Raw genomic sequence first — 18759 nt, 5'->3', positions numbered from 1 at the left:
TCAGTGTGGGGAGCAGCTGTAGCTGCTCCCCACACTCATTTGGCCGATCTGCCTTTCAGCCGACGCGCCGGATGTGGCCGGATGCCGTCAGGGGCCAGCCCGCGACGACAACTGCTGCCGAAATAAGGCCGAGCAGCCAAAAGGCCGGATTCATCGGGGGCAGATAGCCTGACTTGTGGACAAGCGTGAGAATCACCCAAGTGATCGGCACGCCGATGCTACAGATACCCAGCGGGATTGCGAGCATGAACGCGAAAGTCCTCTTCCAGGTCGAGCCGATGCAACGAGAAACTCCTCCGATGAAACGTCCGGCCCCATCGCAGACGACCCAAGCAAAGACAACAAATAACCACGTGTCGACGCCGAGCGGAAAGGAGCCGCGTCCCATGAAGAAGAGCAGGGGATGGATTGCGATAAGAAGCCACCAGATAAGAGACCCCAAGCCAATGATGACAATGGAATGCAGGTAACTCGCTGCGGTGAGTGCGGTGCGCGAGCCGCCGCTAAGAGCAGAAGCGCGCAAGTCGACGGTAGCGCTGACGAGCCCGCAAACAAAGAGGAAAGTACCCGTGACAAAAGCGGAGTTTGTGGCGGACTGTTCAATGTTCTTGGTGACATCGGAGACTGAGAGGTAGACGATGCCGTTGATCACGAAGTTGACCAGGAACTGGCAGCCCACTACCAGCAGGTAGAGCACCACAGTGAATCTCGAGTTGACAAGGCCAATGCGCAGGGGCGAGGGGGAGGATTTGATGAGGTCTGGGGTTGCGGTGTTCATTGGTCGTTCTCCTGGATGAGGTAGGCGAAGGCGTCCTGGAAAGAACAGGGTGAGGAGGTCAGTGAGTGGGATGCAATCTCATGGTCAGCGACACCACGGCCACGCAGGTCCACGATGACTTCTCGTGCGGACCCAAGTGCGCGAGAAGTGATGACGGAGATATCGGAATGATCGGCCAGGAAGCGTTCCACGTCGGCGGCGTTACCGGTAATCACACAGATACGCGAAGTGAACTCGTCAACGCCCTCATGGGCAAGCAGACGCCCATTTTTGAGGGCTACGACGTCTTCGGCAACGTTTTCAAGTTCGGACACCATGTGCGAAGAAATGAGGAACGTACGCCATGGCCGACGCCCCTCCATGATGTCGCCGGCTAGTGAGAGCAGTTCCTCGTAGAACGCGTATCGGGTGGGGACGTCCATTGGAGCCTGAATCTCATCAAGGACGGTGATGGGCGCGCCCGAGGCCAGCGCGACAGCACCGGTCAAGATAGCAGCCTGCCCCGAAGACATTTTGCGCAACTTCTTACGACCCTTCAGCTGAAAGTCAAAACGCTGGACGTAGTGGTCAAAAAGTTTCTGATCCCACGTCTGACGCAGTGAGGCATAGGCGACCAGTGCAGCAGCCGAAGAGTTGTCGAAGTCCCTGTCGGAGGAGGCCATGATCGAGTACCCGAGCAGGTCGTTAGAGCTCACCTTCGTTCCATTTATGGACACGTTTCCTGCCGAAGACGGGAGCAGACCGCTGAGGATCTGCATGAGCGTCGTCTTGCCCGAACCGTTAGGGCCGACCAAGGCTGTGACGGTCGCGTCTCCGAGGGTCAGGGAGACATCGCGCAGGGCTGGTGCTGCCTCACCCGGATAGGTGTGGCTGATGGAGTCGAGGGTAATCATGAGCGTTCCTTGGCAGTCGTGTCAGCGCTGTAGGCGCGGACGTGGTCGATGATGGCGTCGATATCAAGGCCCAGGGCCAGGCCCGCTTCGACGGCGGGGTTAAGAGTTTCCTCCACGTAGGTCGCAAGCCCATCGGTAACGAGCGCATTGCGTGCCCCCTCAGCAACGAACATGCCAATGCCGCGTCGCTTTTCGACGAGCCCTTCATCGACGAGGATCGCGAAGGCCTTGCCGACGGTTGCCGGGTTGATGCGGTAGGTCGCGGAGTATTCCGTGGTGGAGGTGAGCTGGTCCCCGGCGCGCAAGGCGCCGCGCAGGATCTGCGCGCGGATGTCGTCGGCGATCTGGACGTAGATCGGGATCCCCGAGACGAATGTTGGTGCCATGCGCAAGCCCTCCCTTCAGCTTCAGTGGTTCATTACATGACTAATGAACCATATAACCAACTCACCTGTCAAGCGATCTCACCAAACTGGCCTCAGCTCACCCCCCCGTTCCCCCGCTTTCGCGCACAAAAAGAACCCCGGCCTCGTCCCCACAATGAGGAACGAGGCCGGGGTCAGGTCGGCGAGAAGCGGGCGCTTAGCCCTTCACCGCACCGGAGGTCAAACCAGAAACGATGTACTTCTGCAGGTACTGGAAAAGCAAGATCACCGGAATTGCAGCAATGATCGAGCCCGCCGCGAAGACACCCCACGGGGCATTCAGTTCACTCGACCCCCAGTTGTACATACCAACCGCCAGCGTGTACTGATCGGGAGTTTGCATAACAACCGTGGCAATGACGAAGTCGCCGAAGCTGGAAATGAAGCTCAGCAGGCCAACAACTGCCAAAACCGGTAGAACCAGCGGCATGATGATGGTCCAGAAAGTCTGGGCATGCGATGCGCCATCAATCTCTGCGGCCTCGTCAAGTTCACGAGGAACGGAGTTGAAGAAACCGAAGAGTAGGAAGGTGTTCGAACCCAATGCGCCACCGAGGTAGACGCAGATCAGGCCGAGCTTCGAGTTCAAGCCCAGAACCGGGAAGATATCCTTAATTTCCAGCAAGAGCAGGAACAGCGCCACGAAAGCTAGCATCTGCGGGAACATCTGGACCAGCAACAGGAAGGTCAAGGTTCCTCGACGGCCTCGGAAACGGAAGCGACTGAAGGCGTAGGCTGCGGCTGCGCCCATGAGAACCGTTCCAATTGCCGTAACGCTTGAAACCACCAGTGAATTAAAAATCCACTTCCAGTACATGCTGTACTGGTCACTCCCCAACGCCTTGAAGTGATCGAGGGTTAGTCCATCAGAGAAGCTAATATCAGAGGTCAGCGTCGCGTTCGGAATGAAGGACACCGAAAGCACATAGAGCAGCGGGATAAGGCAGTAAATAATCACCGCAATACCCACGATATGCCTCCAGCCAACTTCCTTCCACCAACGTGAGCCGCGGAGCGTTGTCAACTGTGTCTTTTCTTTGCTTTGTGCAGTCATCACAGTTCCTCCAATGCCTTCGTCTGACGGAACCCAAGCCAGGCAATCACACCAACAACAGCGAAGATGAAGATCGACATCGCCGAGGCCAAACCATAGTTGTGCTGGTTACCTTCGAAGGCAATCTTATAGACCATCGAGATCAAGATGTCGGTCTGCCCCAAACCATGGGGCGCACCATCGAAGTCCGGGCCACCCTTCGTCAGCATGTAAATCAACGAGAAGTTGTTGAAGTTAAATGCGAAAGAGGCAATCAGCAGCGGGGTCGTGGACTGCAAAACCAGCGGCAACTTAATTGACCACACGGTACGCAATCCAGATGCGCCATCCATCTTCGCGGCTTCTTCAACGTCTCCCGGAAGAGACTGAAGCGCGCCCAAGCAGACGAGGAACATATAGGGGAATCCCAGCCAGAGATTCACACCGAGGATCGCGACCTTTGCCATGAGTCCATTGGTCAGCCAATGGATTTCCGCCCCACCGAGCAAGACCTTGTTAATGAAGCCAAATTCCTCGTTGAGCATGCCCTTCCACACCAGGGTCGCCAGGAAGGCTGGGAAGGCATAGGGAAGAATCATGAGCGACTGGTAGATCTTTCGGCCTCGGATGCGCTGATCCGAGAAGATCAGCGCAAGGACCAATCCGAAGGCGAAAGTCGTCAGCACCGAGCCAATAGCAAAAACGAAGGACCAAACAAGCGCATTCAGGAAGGGCTTGACAATTCCGGAACCCGAAAACATCTGCGAGTAGTTGGAAGCGCCAACAAAGACTCGCCAGCCGGTGGGCAGCTGGTTTCCCTGACTGTCTTCAAAGACACCCTTTTGATTATTCGCTTTGTAAACGACACCAGTCTCAGCGTTCGTCAAAGTATCGGCGGCTTCGTCATAGGTCAAGGTGGACTTGGCGAGGTAGCCGGAGGTTCCGTCCGTCGTCAGATAGAAGCCATCATTCGGGTTAGAGCTTACGGGGACCGTCAGTTGAGAAACTTCCGCCTGGCGGCTGGCAAGAGCAGCTAGGTCGAGGACTTTATAGCCCGAAACCTCGGTAATACCCATTGCAGTGACCGTACCCTGGACACTCTTGAGGGGCTTGGTTGCCGTACCAAGCTTCAGTTCGCCGGTCGCGGGGTCTGCGACAACGAGGCCAAGCTCGCTTCCGTCTTCAACAACCGCGGTCTGGACAGTCGGAGCTCCTTCAACACGCTGACGGTTCGACGAAAGAGCAACTTCGATCGCGTCTGCCTTTGTCGAGTTGTGGCCATCCCCGTAGTTAGTCAGAGAAACATACCCGGTGTAGCCCATGACGAAGAGCTGATAGATCAAAAGGAAGATCATGCCGGGAAGAAGATATTTGGCAGGAAGTGCCCTCTTCGAGAAATACACCCAGTTGATGATGATGAGTAGGACCGCCATCACGCCGATGATGATCCGAGAATTGACGGCCCATGCCGCCATGATTCCATAGATGCCCAACGCGTCAATGAGCATCATAATGATGAGTTTTGCAATAAAACCGGGTCGCATGACGTCACGCGCATGCGAGGTACGGTCCTTTGGAACGGTATTCGAGGAAGAAGCTGCAGGCATTGTGGTCCTTCGTTACCTTGAACAGCGATTAAGGGACCATGAGCACAAGATGCTCAGGTATGGGTTTTGCGGGCGCCCCGTTTTGGCGCCCGCAAAACCGTGAGACCTCACTACTTGTTGATGGAAGTCTGAATGTTGTTGACCATGGTCTCCCACGAGGAGGCAGGATCGGCGCCATTCACGATGGAAACCTCAGTCTTGCCCCAGTAATCCCAGACGGAACCCATTGCGGGGATTGCCGGCATGGGGAGGCCGTTGCCTGCGATGGAAGCGAACTGCTTAAGGTTCTCATCACTCAGGGAGTTAGCAACCTCGGTCATTGCCGGAACGCGTCCGCCCAGCTGCTGCAGCTTGGACTGTGCTTCCTTGGTCTCCAGGTACTGGAAGAACTTGCTGACCAGAACCTGGTTCTGGGTCTTTGAGCTCTGGTAGAACATCTGAACACCAACAAAGGGCTTAGCTTCCTTACCGCCAGCGGAAGGAATCGGGAGGACGGAAACGTCAAGTCCAGCCGCCTTGGCAGCAGTCACGTTCCAGGGGCCGGTCACCATGTAAGCCGCATTGCCCTTGAGGAAAACGTCCTTGGCAATATCGGAGGTGATATTCGGGTTGAGGGTCTTTGCTGCACCCTGCTCCTTGAGCCACTGGGTGAACTCAGATGCGCCTTCGCCGCCCAAGGTCAGCTCGGAGGTGTAGGAGCCGTCAGCGGACTGCTTGAAGACCTCGTTACCGAAGGAGCTCTCGAAAGCGTAGAGGTGGTAGGGGTCGCCGTCGGTGCTCATCTGAACAACGAAGGGGTACTCCGAACCGGCCTTCTTACCCGATGCAATCATTTCATCGAAGGTCTTCGGGGTGTCAGTGGTGAGCTTGTTGTTACGAACCAGTGCAACAGACTCGACCGCGTAGGGCACGCCGTAAGTCTTGCCATCGTAGGTGACGCCCTGAACTGCTGCCTCGGAGAACTTGGACTTTGCTTCACCCAAGTCCACAGGGGAAACAACGCCGTTCTTCACCATCTGGCCGAGCTTGTCGTGGGCCATAACAATCACGTCGGGGCCATTGCCGGTCGGAACCTGGCTAATGAATTCCTGGTCCATATTGGTTTCAGACTTCTGAACAACCTGAACATCCACCTTGGTGGCTGCAGTGAAGTCCTTGGCCAGTTCCTGAATCTGCGAGTAACGGGTGTCATCGGCCCAAACCGTCAGCGAACCGACGGAAGAACCGGAACTTGCGGATGCAGACTGGCTGCTCGAAGAGCCCGAGCTTCCATTGGAGCACGCTGCAAGCGTTGCTGTAACTGCCAAAACGCCGAACATCGCGATGCCTCGTCGCATGTCAACTCCTGATCAATTGAGTTCTGCTCGTACACAGTTGTACTTCGCACTTAAGGACACTGTAGCTGCAGAAAATCATTTTCAGCAAGCGTTTTCAGGATTGTTAGAGAAATGATATCTTTACCCCAGATCCCAACCATCACACTTGCCCCCTTCTGAAAGGCACTTCGATGTCGAAGAACCGCACCCGCATGGCGGATATCGCCTCACATGCCGGTGTTTCCATTGCCACAGTTTCTCGTGTATTTAACGGAGTCGGGCAGGTCTCAGACGACACTCGATATCGAGTTCTGACCGCAATCGACGAGCTTGGCTACGAACGCCCCACCATGCTGGCTGACGACAATCGCCTCATCATCGGGGTCATCGTCCCAGAACTCACAAACCCCATCTTTGCCACTTTCGCCCACACCCTTCATTCCGAGGTCGACAGGGCGGGGGCCCAAGCCTTCATCGCCTCGCAAACTCCGGGCACCACCAGCGAAGAGGAACACACTCAAGCTTTTCTTGCGCGAGGGGTTTCAGGCTTAATCTTCGTCTCCGGTCGACACGCAGACCTTCAAGCAGACTTAAGTCGCTATACGAATCTTTCACAGATCCACATGCCCTTCGTCACCATCAATGGCGCCCGCAAGGAAGTACAAGCACCAGACTTTTCAACGGAAGACGCACTTGGAATCCGTGCCTCGATCCAACACCTCAAGGAACTGGGGCACCGCAAGATTGCCATGCTGGGTGGACGCCACCACGTCGTCCCCGCGCGACGCAAGGCCGAAGCTTTCCGCCACGTGATGGCTCAAGAATTCGGAATCACCAATCCCACGATCATCGAGACCTTCTACACCTACGAGGCCGCGGCCTCGGCAACTCATGCGCTGATCGACGCCGGAATCACAGCCATCATCGCCGGCTCAGATCTCCAGGCAATGGGAGCAATCAGAACAATCCAATCTCGAGGCCTCAGCGTTCCCGGAGACATTTCGGTGATCGGCTTTGACGACTCTTTCCTCATACCTCACCTCTCCCCAGCACTGACGACGGTTCGACAACCGGTTCAGGCAATTTCACACTCGGCCGTGTCGTCACTTTTTGATGCGATTCATTCCCAGAACCCGCAGCAACACCAAGATTTTGCTTTCACTCCCGACCTTGTGGTGCGCAGCTCTACGGGACACGCTCGCTTTTGACAATCATTATCACTTCCTCTGATAATGATTATCATGAGTTTTTCGCGTTCACACACCGTATTTGCCATTACAGCCGCTGCAGCGCTTGCATTAAGCGCATGCTCCTCTTCGGCCTCGTCATCTTCAAGCGCCTCCAGCTCCCAAGCTTCCGCTTCTCCCATGAAGGTCATGGCCAGCTTCTACCCGCTCCAGTACCTCACCCAGAAGATCGGCGGCGATCTGGTTGACGTCGAATCTCTCACTCCTCCGGGAGCGGAGCCTCACGACCTCGAACTGTCGAACCAAAAGGTTCAGCAGCTCTCCCAAGCAGGGGCTGTCGTTTACCTCAAGGGCTTCCAATCCGCTGTTGACAAGGCAGTTGAGCTGAACGCCCCCAAGACCGTCATCGACGTTTCCGGCAGCGTTGATCTGGTTGATGCTGAAAAGCACGAAAGCGAATTGGACGTCGCTGACGACGGTGAAAAGACCGAAGAAGCTCACGAACATGAGCACGATCACGGCTCAACCGACCCACACTTCTGGCTGGATCCCACGCGCATGGCCAGCGCAGCAACCCAGATTGGGGACGCTCTTGCTCAAGCCGATCCCGCCAACGCAGAGACCTACAAGAAGAACGCTGCAACCACAAAGTCTCAGATGGAAGCACTGAGCAAAAAGCTCGTTGACGGCACCGCAAAGTGCCAGCACAAGGAGTTCGTCACGTCTCACGAGGCCTTCGGATACCTTGCCGACCGCACCGGCCTGACTCAGTTGGGACTGTCCGGCCTCGATCCCGAGTCCACGCCTTCCCCCGCTCGCCTCAAGCAGATCTCGGACGCGGTCAAGGCCAAGGGAATCACCACAATCTTCACCGAAGAACTCCTCAGCCCCAAGGTTGCTGAAACCCTGGCCAAGGACCTGGGAATCACCACTGCAGTTCTCGATCCGATCGAATCACAGGCCGATGATTCGAAGGACTACGAAGCAGTGATGAACGAGAACCTTGAAGCACTGCAAAAGGCTCTGAGCTGCGAGTAAGCATTTCACTACAAGTCAACTGATATCTCCGCGTTGGGGCGGCATGATTCCACAGTGAACCATGCCGCCCCAACGACTACACTCGACACTAATGGGAACGACCTTCAATATCTCTACTGAACCGGTGATTTCACTGGACCATGTCCACGTCGCCTGGGACCATGACCTCATTCTTCACGGCATCACCGCATCGATTCCCCAGGGGCAATGCGTCGCAGTCACCGGCCCAAATGGCGCAGGGAAGTCCACCCTGATGAAAGCAATCCTCGGAACTGCACCAATTTCCTCGGGCGATATCAGACTCTTTGGAAATTCCATCCGCAAACGTTCCTTGATTCCATGGCAGCGTATTGGCTACGTTCCTCAGCGGGCTTCCTCCGGCGGTGCGATCTCTTCATCATGCATCGAAGTCGTTCTTTCCGGGCTCCTGGGCACTCGCAAGTGGTGGCACTCCCGCGGTGACCGAGCAAAGGCGCTGGAAGCACTGCGTTCCGTCGGCCTCGCACATCGCGCGAAGGATCCCCTCCACATTCTTTCCGGCGGACAACAGCAGCGCGTACTCATTGCGCGCGCGTTGGTCCGAAAGCCCGAGCTCCTGATCATGGACGAACCGATGGCCGGAATCGATGCCTCTTCGCGCAGCAGACTGGCCGAAATCTGCCAGGCGGCAAAGGACGAGGGCGTAACGATCCTGCTGGTCCTTCACGAACTGGGCGAACTCGCCCCAGTGCTTGACCGCGAGCTCCACATCCGTTCGGGACACTTCACCTATGACGGGCCCGCGCGAAGCGATTTGCGTGATCCTCACTCTGACCACTGCAACACGGCCAACCACCACGAAATGGAGGGCAGCCGATGATCCTCGACATGCTTGCATCCCCCTTGATGCAGCGTTCCCTTCTTGCCGCACTCCTCGTTGGATTATGCGCACCGATCGTCGGAACCTACCTAGTTCACCGACGCCTCGCAATGCTCGGTGACGGGATCGGCCACATCTCCCTGACCGGGGTTGCACTGGGATGGCTTGCCGGAACCGCCGCAAATGTCACGCCACACGATCAATGGGCAATCCCCGGAGCCTTAGTTGTGTCTTTGCTTGGCGCGATCACTATCGAGCTCGTCCGACAGTCTGGTCGCACCTCCTCTGATGTTGCACTTGCCATGCTCTTTTACGGCGGGATTGCCGGAGGCGTACTCCTGATCGGCTTGGCAAATGGAACATCCTCCCAGCTCAACGCCTATCTTTTCGGCTCAATTTCAACGGTTTCAAGCAGTGATGTCTGGTCAATTTGCTTGCTCGCACTGGTCATTGTCGTGATCGGCATCGGCCTGCTTCCGGCACTCTTCTCAGTGACAAATGACGAGGAATTCGCTCGCTCGACCGGGCTTCCTGTTCGCGCGCTCACCATGCTGATCGCGATTTTGTCTGCTCTGACGGTTGTCGTTGCCATGCGAATTGTTGGTTCGCTTCTTGTTTCAGCCCTCATGGTTGTCCCTGTTGCCATCGCACAACTGGGGGCTCATTCCTTCCGACGCACCATGGCTTACGCAATGGTCTTAGGAGCCTTCCTCTGTCTGGGAGGGCTAACCCTGACCTACTTCATCGATCTCTCCCCCGGTGCAACGATTGTTGTGGCCGCGATTGCTCTCTATGCTGTTGGATGCGGAATCCGAGGATTGCGTGATCACTTCCGTCGCAAGCAGCGAATGCGTGAACTATCCGCACCCGCGGAACATCCCGAGGCCTCGCCAAGAGATCGTGCGGACACCACCGCCGCGCGCGGGTAGGGAAAAGAAAACTCACCACAGGCCTCGTCAATGAAAGGGACGCCATGCAACGAATGACCAAGCAACGCCAGGCGGTTTTCGACAACCTCAGCGAGCACCGCGACTTCCGCAGCGCACAGAAGGTGTTTGAGGACCTCACCGCTCGCGGGCACAAAATCGGTCTGGCAACCGTGTATCGCAACCTCCAGGCGCTGGCCGAAGACCACCAAGTCGATGTTCTGCGCTCCGCTGAGGGCGAGGCGCTCTACCGAAAGTGCGACACTCAAACTCACCACCACCATCTGGTCTGCCGTAACTGTGGGCGTGCTGAAGACCTGGGGGCAGGCGAGATTGAAAAATGGATCTCTGCGGTGGCGACCTCGCATGGATACACTCAGATTGAGCACTCAATTGAGCTATTCGGGCTCTGCTCTGATTGCACGCGAAAGGCAGACAGTTGACTCCTTCATGGGCTTCCTCGGGACTCCCGCTTTTTATCTTCCTCTTTTTCGTTGTCTTTCAGCGCGCACAGCTGACCTACTGGCTGGGTCGCGCCGCAGCTAAAGGAGCATTGACTGCATCAGGAAAGAAGGGCCTTCGCGGGAAGATCGCTGCTTGGTTTGAGGGGCCTGTCCCCCGTTCGGGCGCTCATCTTTTGGAACAGTGGGGAATTATCATCATTCCGCTGTGCTTCCTGACAGTTGGCGTACAAACTGCGGTCAATGCCGGAGCAGGTATCGTCCGCATGTCGTGGAAAAAGTACACGCTTGCCATGATTCCAGGCTGCATTGCGTGGTCGATCATGTACGGCCTGGGAATGCTCGCAGTGTGGATGGCTGTCGTTCGCGCGGCAGCAGGTTCAGTGTGGGGTTGGCTGGGGCTCGCGGCAATCGCAGCGATTATCACCGCAGTGGTGCTGATGAAGCGGCGCCGCGGACGCGAGCAGCGGCACGCCGAATTGACACAGGAAGTCGCAAAATAACACGCGACTTCCGCATCTCACCTAGTTGCCACCACTTCCGGCAACTAGATCTTGCGCACCGCCAAAACGCCTCTCACGTCCGGCGTATTCAAGTAGGCAGTCCCACAGAGCTTCGCGGTCAAAGGTCGGCCACGGCTTAGGACTAAACATGAACTCCGCATAGGCCATTTGCCAGAGCATATAGTTCGAAAGTCTTTGTTCCCCCGAGCTTCGGATCATCAAGTCAACATCGGGAACATCGGGCAGATACAGGTGGCGAGCGAAAGTTCGTTCATTTACCCCGCGCGGCGACAAACGCCCTGCGGCGACATCTTGGGCAATTGAGCGCGCAGCATCTGCTATTTCTGCACGGCCCCCGTAATTCACGCACATCACCAAATCCAAAGTGGTGTTGTCATGCGTCTTTTCTTCTGCACGCTCCAAAGCGTGAATGACCGATTTCCACAGTTTCGGCTCGCGACCGCTCCACCGGACGTGAACTCCCCACTCATTCAGCAGGTCCGTTCGCCGAGCCAAAACATCACTGGCGTAGCTCATGATGAAGCGAACCTCTGCTGGCGACCGCTTCCAGTTTTCCGTTGAGAAGGTATAGACGGATAGATAGCGCACACCGGCATCGATAGCCCCGGCAATTGTGTCGAGAAGCGCATACTCACCAGCCCGGTGGCCCTCTGTGCGCGCAAGCCCCCGTTCATTGGCCCAGCGTCCATTACCGTCCATGATGATGGCGACGTGGCGTGGCACTTCCCCGGCTGCAAATTCGGGTGCTTGCCGAGGCCACTGCCCCGGTCCTGCGACCGGCTGACGTGGGTCTTTGGGAGCACGTTCCATGGGCGTCAGTGACGCAATTTCGGGGCTCATGCGTGCGGGCTCCTTTCCAGGAGTTGCAGGGATTTCAGTCGTCGTTCGATATGCCATTGAGTGTAACTAGAGACCAGGCCCATCATCTCGCTGCGAGCCCACGTTGGTGCGCTATCCGCGCTTTCCCAATCACCACTGAGAAGATCGCCCATCAATTCCATCGAATCGGGAGCGGGAAGCGAGGCACCGGGCGGACGGCAGTTATCACACACCGCTCCGCCCTCAGTAATGGAAAAACCAAGGTGTGGTCCTTCGCTGCCGCACACCGCGCAGTCGTAACACGATGGCGCCCATCCCGCGATGGCCAAGGCGCGAAGCATATACGAGGCCAAGATCAGAGCCGGGTCGTGCCGGCGATGAGAAAGCGCATGGAGAGCTCCGACCAGCAGAAGATACTGCTGGTGGGTTCCATCATCTCCATCGCTCGAAAGCTTATCTGCGGTTTCGACGATGACCGAAGCACGCGAGTACAACTCGTAATCCGCAGCGAGCAATTCCCCGTGCGAGGCAATTGTTTCTACCTGAATAATCGTGTCGAGGCTCCGCCCACGGTGAAGCTGAATATCAACAACGGAGAAGGGCTCAAGTCGCGCTCCGAACTTCGATGTTGTTCGGCGAACACCTTTTGCGACCGCCCGAATCTGGCCGTGTTCAGAGGTCAGGAGCCAGATGATTCGATCAGCCTCGCCCAGCTTTTGCGTACGCAAAACCACGGCCTCATCCCTGTAACTCCTGATCACTTTCTTATTGTCACATTCCCTGCCAGAGCAGGCCCACCACGACACAAAATTGCGCTTGGGGCCGAAAGGGCCCCAAGCGCAATATGCCTGCATGATTTCAGATATTGGCCTCGCGAACGCTCTTGTATGCCTCGAGATCGGTGTAGAGCTCATCGCGCAGCGGGTTCTTACGCCGACGGACAATCACGTAGATCTGATAGAGCGCAACAGCCACGTTAGCCGCGAGTGCGATCGCAGAAACAGTCATCAGAGCCGCGTCATTGTGCGAAGCGTTAACCGCAAACTTCGACGAAGTCACGAAGGAAGGAACTGCCATGGTGAACATCATCCACAGTGCGAGGGTGTGCGCACGGTGTTGGAGCCAGGCGCCTCGTTTAATGAAGAAGGCGGGGATGGTGCAAGAAATCAGCAGTGCAGCACCCGCGTAGAAGGAGTGGTCTCCCACGCAGTTGTAAACGTAGGCGAAGTTCCACAGATCGTAGGCGATGATCCAGAACCAGAGCATATCGGGCCAGATCATGTCCTTTTCTTTATCGCGAGAGATAAAGATTCCAAACCACCCACAGATCGTCAGGAGGTTAAGCAGACCGGCGATACCGTTCATGTAATTCCAGGGGCCTGAGACCATGAAGACTCCGTCGACCATCTCACGCACACCCATGGCGCCAACTTGGAAGTCACGGATGCAGGCCTCGGTGATGTTAATGGCCAAGATCGCCGGCGGGAAAGCAAGCGCCCAACGATTCGTCTGCAACTTGGGAATGTAGCGGATTGCCATGAAGCCCAGACATCCGGCCAGGGCTGAGTACACCTTGACCCAGTGGAACCAGGTCCCCGTCGAGGAATCCGGTCCCGCTGTCGTGGGCCAGACGAAGATTGTCAGAACGATGGGAAGAACAATAAATACTGCAATTCCTGCCCACTTCCAGCGACGGGTGATCTCGTTGCCAATGATCAGAGCAGCAAGGACTCCAAACCAGGCGAGCCAGGAATACCAGGGGATCGATTCAAAGAGGAACAACTCTCCAACTCCTTTGGTGAAATAAGCTGATGAGGAAACATTAAGGTTATTTTCAGCAGGAGTCATTGGACATCATTTCGAAAGTGTCTAATACTCAAAGGAGTGCGACTCATACGCATGCCTGAACGCGAATCGATCCCATCAAGGAAGTCATGTCTACCAGCGCAGAAAACACCCGCGAGAAGCTCGGTGCTGCCCTCAAAGACGAATTGCGTTCAACACCGATTACAAAGGTGACGGTCCGTCGTCTTACCGAACGAGCCGGTGTCACTAGGCAAGCTTTTTACTATCACTTCCCCGATGTCATGTCCTTGGGAACCTGGGTTTTCGAACGCGAGATCGTCGCACACATCATGGCTCATGCGACCTACCAGGAATGGTCAGATGGACTATGCGATCTCTTGGTCTATATGCGCCAGCACCATGAACAGACCTACGCTGTCGTCTCCTCGCTTAGCCGTAAAGAGGTGGAAGAATTTTTTTACCATGCGTTCCGCGAAATGATGGCCGCGATTATCACTGAGCTCGAAGGGGAAGCACCTGAGCGCACCGGCGATGACGGCACCACAACTCCAGTTTTTTCGCCTCTTTCCGCCCAATACCGTGATTTCATCATCGACCACTTCACATTAAGTGTCGTCGCGCATGTCTTACATTGGCTGAACCAGGATATGCGCGCCGATCCATACATCCTGGTGGAGAACATCGAAGTCATCATGCGTGGAAGCGTTCTTACCGCCTTGAAACGTTATTCCACCACTCCTCCCCCGCCGCTGCACTGACTTCCCTCCTTGCATCCCCCAGCCTCGATACATCAAGCGGCCTATCATCGAAGACGATTGAAAAACTGTAAGTGGAGGCCATCATGTCAACTCATCCCCAAGACGTGTACAAAGATGCCGGCGAGTGCGTCCTTTTCGTTTACCTGCGGTTCAATCGCAAGGATCAGGCCGCAGAACTGGAGGCCTTCCGCGACTTCGCCGATCGCAGCCAGGCGATCAACCGTTCGATGAATATCCGAGCCCAAAATGATGATCTGCGCGTTGCGCTGGGAGTGAGTCGTAAGGGCTGGGACTACCTCTTCCCGGGCGCACCCCGGCCGAAGGAACTCGAGGAATTCACCGGACTGACCAATCAGGACAATCCTTCCATTGCCATGCCCGAAGGCATCGGTGAAGATGCTGATCTCTTCCTTCACATTCGCGCACAGCGCGAAGCCGTGGTCTACGAAGTAGCCGAGCAGTACCGCTTATCCTTCAAGGAATTCGCGACGGTCGTTGATGAGACCCACGGCTTCCGTTACCTCGAAGGCCGAGCAATCATCGGTTTCATTGACGGCACCGAAAATCCAACAAACGCCGATGCCCCCTTCTGGGCAGAGATTGGCGACGAGGACCCCCAATTCGCAGGAGGTTCCTATGCATTTGCTCAAAAGTGGGTTCACGACATGGATGCGTGGCGTTCACTGGGCACCGCTGAGCAAGAGCGTGCGATCGGACGCGAGAAGTTCACCGACCTTGAACTTGATGACGACGCGAAGGCAGCGAACGCACACAATGTTTCCTCAAAGTTCATCGTCGATGGCGAAGAAAACAAGATCGTTCGCATGAACGTGCCCTTCTCTGACCCCGCCGCAGGTATCACCGGCACCTACTTCATCGGCTACTCTGCGCGTTGGAGCATCACCAAGGGCATGATCACGAATATGGTCGCGAAGAAGGACTACCTGCTGACCTTCTCGCATGTGCTCTTTGGTCAGGTATTCTTCATTCCTTCCCTTGAGCTTCTTGATGAGATTGCCGGTGGCGATTTCCCCTCGAACGAGGCCAACTAAGCTTCCGCGTAAGACTTCTTTTTCCCTGCGTTAGCGAGGAGAAAAATGGGTGAGGGGGCATCTTAGCGATGCCCCCTCACCTATACGCTGCACTGGGCGGTTTACTCACTCACCACAAAGTGCGCGTTGATTATAAAACCTACTTACTGATCTCGAAGTGCACGGTTCACTGCTGAGATCACAGCTTTGTACGACGCGCGGGTAATCGAAGAGTCGATTCCAACGCCCCAGACGATCTTTCCATCAACAGCTGCTTCGACGTAAGAAGCGGCCTTCGCATCTCGTCCCTGGCTCATTGCGTGCTCGGAGTAGTCCAAGACGCGCACGTCCAAGTCGAATTGATGCAGTGCTGAGACAAAAGCGTCAATCGGACCAGTTCCGTTTGCATCGATTGCAGTGAGCGCACCGTTGTCCGTGAGCTCTGCGTGCAATTCAACATGCTCGTCGTCGACCGTTCCCACCTGGGACTTACGCAATTCGAAGCGACCCCACGACTGAAGACCAGGAGCCGCACTTGTCGGCAAATACTCGTCCGCAAAGATCTTCCACAATGTTTCGGCATTGATCTCTCCGCCGTAAGTGTCGGTGTGGCGCTGAACAATTCGCGAGAACTCCACCTGCAGGCGGCGAGGCAGCTCCAGGTTGTGTGCCCGCGACATAAGGTAGGCAACCCCACCCTTACCGGACTGGGAATTCACGCGCACAACGGCCTCGTAGGAGCGACCGACATCGTGAGGATCGATGGGCAGGTAGGGAAGCTCCCAGACCACTGCGTTCTCGTCGCCCCCTGCGGCGTCCACCTTCGTCTTACGGGCGGCAAAACCCTTCTTGATGGCGTCTTGGTGAGAGCCCGAGAAGCTGGTGTACACCAAATCTCCGACATAGGGAGATCTCGGCGAAGCCTCCATCTGGGTGCAGTGCTCCACGGTGCGGCGGATCTCGTCGACGTCCGAGAAGTCGATGCCCGGATCAATTCCCTGGCTGAAAAGATTCAGGCCCAAGGTCAGCAGGTCAACGTTACCGGTACGTTCGCCTTGTCCCAGGAGGCAGCCTTCGATGCGGTCTGCGCCGGCGAGGAGTGCAAGTTCAGCACTGGCGACACCGGTTCCACGATCATTGTGCGGGTGAACAGACAGCGCAATGTGCTCGCGTCGGGAAAGGTTACGCGACATGTACTCGATCTGGTCGGCGAAGACATTGGGGGTCGCGCGTTCAACGGTCGAGGGCAGGTTGAGGATGATCTCGCGGCCTTCTTGTGGCTGCCAGATGTCCATAACGGCTTCGCACACTTCCAGTGCGAAATCACGCTCGGTATCAATAAAAACTTCGGGAGAATATTCAAAGCCAAAGATAGTCTCGTCACCCAGTTGGCGTTCGGCCTGTGCAATGACTTCACGCGTACCGAAGCGTGCGAGCTCAATGGTCTGCTCGCGGTCTGCGTGGAAGACAACCTCACGAAAAACCGGAGCGGTTGCGTTGTACAAGTGCACGGTCGCCCGGGGGAAGCCAATCAGCGATTCGACGGTACGCTCAATAAGCTCGGGGCGCGACTGAGTAAGCACCGAAATGGTGACATCCTCGGGAAGGGCGTCGTCTTCCAACAGAGAACGAACAAAATCGAAATCAGTCTGTGAAGCCGAGGGGAATCCAATTTCGATTTCCTTGTATCCCATGCGAACAAGAAGATCAAACATCTTGCGCTTACGTGCCGGATCCATGGGCTCGATCAGAGCTTGGTTTCCATCGCGTAGATCCGTTGACATCCACCGAGGCGCATGGGTGATACGCTTCGAGGGCCACTGTCGGTCAGGAAGGTCAACAGGGTTCGTGTCGAGGAATGCTCGGTACTTGACCGTGGGCATTCCAGAACCTGCAGGACGAGGAACATTCGATGTAGTCTTCACACCTTCAGTCTATGAAGACCCACTGATACTGGCACTTTGAGTGCACATGGTGGACAGTGTTTACTTGGCGTGCTCGCCTTTACTCGGCGTCGCATTCCCCGAGCTTCGGGACGCACACTGGTTTCTCCATGAGCCACGCGCGGTCGGTAAGCATTCGTGAAATCGCCAGGCCGATACCAATCGCAACAATCGTGAAGAGGACCGTAAAGAGCTGCGCCAATGCGTCCAGGGTCTGCCCATTGTTCAAGTATGTGAGCGAACGGTACAGGGGCACACCCGGGATCATGATGACCACCGCGGGAACGGAGAGTGTCACACGCGAGAAGCGCGTGCGGTTTGCAACTGCTGCCGCAAGAAGACCAGCTGCAAGCGCTGCAAGCCCGACTGCTGCGGGGACCGGAACACCCACGACAACTGCAAGGAAGATACGACCGGTATTAATAGCCGCACCGATAAGAGCGGCAGCCGTACATACCTTAGGCGGAGAATTAAAGAGCATCGCGAAGCCATACGCCGCAACAAAGCTGGTAAAGAAGCGCAATGCAAAGTGAATGATCGGCGGAAGTTCAACGATGTATTGCGGGGTGACCGACCAATTGAAGACCTCCGAAATTGTCCATACCGCAACGCCCGCAGAGACCACGAGCATTGCAACATACACGATTCGCTGAATACCACCCGCAAAGTCGTGACGGACCAGGTCAATAATTCCTGTCACCAATGGGAAGCCAGGAACCAAGAAGAGCAACGCAGAAATGAAGCCCGCTTGATGTGTGGGTTCAACACCCAGATATTTCTGAGCCATATAGACGCACAGAATGTAGATAGGAGAAGCAACTGCACCACAAAGCATCCACACACCAAAGTGGTTCATGTGTCGCTTGAGCATCTGGCGCCGGAGGAACTGCCCGAAGAAGGCTGCAATTGCCACGACAGAGCACTCAACCCATCCCCCGGCGTTGAGGAAGGAGAAGGCCGCACAGGCTAAACCAGAAGCAAGCGCATTCGCTAGCCAGCCATACAGCGGCTTCACACATTCGATCCGGTCAAGAGCCTTATCGACATCCTCAACAAGCACCTGCTTGCCTTCAATGGATGCCAGGTAGTTTGTAATGCGGTCAATCTTGTCCGCATTCACTCCCAGAAGACGCTGCTCAGCAAGCTCGGTACGGAAAGTACCATTCGCATAAGCTGTCGCAACAATCTCGGTAAAGGTCACCTGAGCATGGTGCTTCTCAATACCAACGGCCTCGGCACAGGTCCGCATCGAAGCCTTCACGCGGTACGAGCCCGCGCCGGCAGAAAGAAGCATCTGGCCAAGGCGCAGAACGACTCGGGACTGATGGGACAGACGATCATGTGCAGCCATGCGG

Annotated in this window: 19 protein-coding genes; 8 read left to right on the top strand and 11 right to left on the bottom strand. The window is 56.1% G+C overall.

Translation table 11 applies throughout. From position 1 onward, the window contains the following. Positions 1-55 precede the first annotated feature (55 nt). From ADG72_RS08075 to ADG72_RS08050, 6 genes are all read right to left on the bottom strand, one after another. Entirely contained in the window at positions 56-778 is a 723-nt protein-coding gene (locus tag ADG72_RS08075; RefSeq protein WP_048714226.1) for a hypothetical protein, read from the bottom strand. Then, positions 775-1671: an ABC transporter ATP-binding protein gene (locus ADG72_RS08070; protein ID WP_048714224.1), complete on the bottom strand. Its 897-nt coding sequence runs from the start codon at positions 1669-1671 to the stop codon at positions 775-777. The genes ADG72_RS08075 and ADG72_RS08070 overlap by 4 nt, the downstream gene beginning before the upstream one ends. Next, complete coding sequence (locus tag ADG72_RS08065; RefSeq protein ID WP_048714222.1) at positions 1668-2057, bottom strand: GntR family transcriptional regulator; 390 nt, start codon at positions 2055-2057, stop codon at positions 1668-1670. Before ADG72_RS08065 ends, ADG72_RS08070 begins: the two co-directional genes overlap by 4 nt. 196 nt (positions 2058-2253) lie before the next feature. After that, a complete protein-coding gene (locus ADG72_RS08060) occupies positions 2254-3150 on the bottom strand; it encodes a sugar ABC transporter permease (protein ID WP_048714220.1) in 897 nt (298 codons plus the stop codon). After that, the gene (locus ADG72_RS08055; protein WP_048714217.1) at positions 3150-4736 is read right to left on the bottom strand and encodes an ABC transporter permease subunit; all 1587 of its coding nucleotides are present in this window, start codon (positions 4734-4736) and stop codon (positions 3150-3152) included. The genes ADG72_RS08060 and ADG72_RS08055 overlap by 1 nt, the downstream gene beginning before the upstream one ends. 110 nt (positions 4737-4846) lie before the next feature. Beyond that, the gene (locus ADG72_RS08050; RefSeq protein ID WP_048714215.1) at positions 4847-6073 is read right to left on the bottom strand and encodes a sugar ABC transporter substrate-binding protein; all 1227 of its coding nucleotides are present in this window, start codon (positions 6071-6073) and stop codon (positions 4847-4849) included. A 170-nt stretch (positions 6074-6243) separates the two neighbouring features. Between ADG72_RS08050 and ADG72_RS08045 the strand changes: the two genes are divergently transcribed. The 6 genes from ADG72_RS08045 (at position 6244) to ADG72_RS08020 (ending at position 11026) form a co-directional block, all read left to right on the top strand. Next, positions 6244-7260 carry a LacI family DNA-binding transcriptional regulator gene (locus tag ADG72_RS08045; protein ID WP_048714212.1) on the top strand — a complete coding sequence of 339 codons (1017 nt, stop codon included), beginning with the start codon at positions 6244-6246 and terminating at the stop codon, positions 7258-7260. A 33-nt stretch (positions 7261-7293) separates the two neighbouring features. Then, the gene (locus ADG72_RS08040; RefSeq protein WP_107070858.1) at positions 7294-8277 is read left to right on the top strand and encodes a metal ABC transporter substrate-binding protein; all 984 of its coding nucleotides are present in this window, start codon (positions 7294-7296) and stop codon (positions 8275-8277) included. 91 nt (positions 8278-8368) lie between these two features. Beyond that, complete coding sequence (locus ADG72_RS08035; protein ID WP_048714209.1) at positions 8369-9136, top strand: metal ABC transporter ATP-binding protein; 768 nt, start codon at positions 8369-8371, stop codon at positions 9134-9136. Next, a complete protein-coding gene (locus ADG72_RS08030; protein ID WP_107070857.1) occupies positions 9133-10065 on the top strand; it encodes a metal ABC transporter permease in 933 nt (310 codons plus the stop codon). The genes ADG72_RS08035 and ADG72_RS08030 overlap by 4 nt, the downstream gene beginning before the upstream one ends. A gap of 44 nt (positions 10066-10109) precedes the next feature. Further along, positions 10110-10505, top strand: a complete 396-nt coding sequence (locus ADG72_RS08025; protein WP_048714207.1) for a Fur family transcriptional regulator — start codon at positions 10110-10112, stop codon at positions 10503-10505. Then, entirely contained in the window at positions 10502-11026 is a 525-nt protein-coding gene (locus ADG72_RS08020; RefSeq protein ID WP_048714204.1) for a membrane protein, read from the top strand. Before ADG72_RS08025 ends, ADG72_RS08020 begins: the two co-directional genes overlap by 4 nt. A gap of 21 nt (positions 11027-11047) precedes the next feature. Here the strand turns inward: ADG72_RS08020 and ADG72_RS08015 are convergent, their stop codons facing one another. The 3 genes from ADG72_RS08015 to ADG72_RS08005 all read right to left on the bottom strand — a co-directional run bounded on the left by ADG72_RS08015 (position 11048) and on the right by ADG72_RS08005 (position 13714). Further along, positions 11048-11887 (bottom strand): isoprenyl transferase, encoded by an 840-nt coding sequence (locus ADG72_RS08015; protein ID WP_048714202.1) that lies wholly within the window; start codon positions 11885-11887, stop codon positions 11048-11050. Continuing rightward, a complete protein-coding gene (recO, locus tag ADG72_RS08010) occupies positions 11884-12624 on the bottom strand; it encodes a DNA repair protein RecO (RefSeq protein ID WP_048714360.1) in 741 nt (246 codons plus the stop codon). The genes ADG72_RS08015 and recO overlap by 4 nt, the downstream gene beginning before the upstream one ends. Positions 12625-12724: 100 nt before the next feature. Continuing rightward, a complete protein-coding gene (locus ADG72_RS08005; protein WP_239667706.1) occupies positions 12725-13714 on the bottom strand; it encodes a DUF5692 family protein in 990 nt (329 codons plus the stop codon). Between the two features lie 86 nt (positions 13715-13800). Here ADG72_RS08005 and ADG72_RS08000 point away from each other — a divergent pair, with 86 nt between their 5' ends. Both ADG72_RS08000 and ADG72_RS07995 read left to right on the top strand, forming a co-directional pair. Continuing rightward, positions 13801-14430, top strand: a complete 630-nt coding sequence (locus ADG72_RS08000; RefSeq protein ID WP_048714200.1) for a TetR/AcrR family transcriptional regulator — start codon at positions 13801-13803, stop codon at positions 14428-14430. An 83-nt stretch (positions 14431-14513) separates the two neighbouring features. Then, on the top strand, positions 14514-15482 hold the full coding sequence (locus ADG72_RS07995; RefSeq protein ID WP_048714198.1) for a Dyp-type peroxidase: 969 nt from the start codon (positions 14514-14516) through the stop codon (positions 15480-15482). Positions 15483-15625: 143 nt separating this feature from the next. On the opposite strand, the gene leuA is transcribed toward ADG72_RS07995, so the two are convergent. Both leuA and ADG72_RS07985 read right to left on the bottom strand, forming a co-directional pair. Further along, positions 15626-17386: a 2-isopropylmalate synthase gene (gene leuA / locus ADG72_RS07990; protein WP_048714196.1), complete on the bottom strand. Its 1761-nt coding sequence runs from the start codon at positions 17384-17386 to the stop codon at positions 15626-15628. 79 nt (positions 17387-17465) lie between these two features. Then, entirely contained in the window at positions 17466-18755 is a 1290-nt protein-coding gene (locus ADG72_RS07985) for a threonine/serine ThrE exporter family protein (RefSeq protein ID WP_048714355.1), read from the bottom strand. Positions 18756-18759 lie beyond the last annotated feature (4 nt).

Source organism: Trueperella pyogenes (genome assembly GCF_001070855.1).
In the GTDB taxonomy this organism is placed as follows: domain Bacteria; phylum Actinomycetota; class Actinomycetes; order Actinomycetales; family Actinomycetaceae; genus Pauljensenia; species Pauljensenia pyogenes_A.
This window is presented reverse-complemented; position numbering and strand designations above follow the sequence as displayed.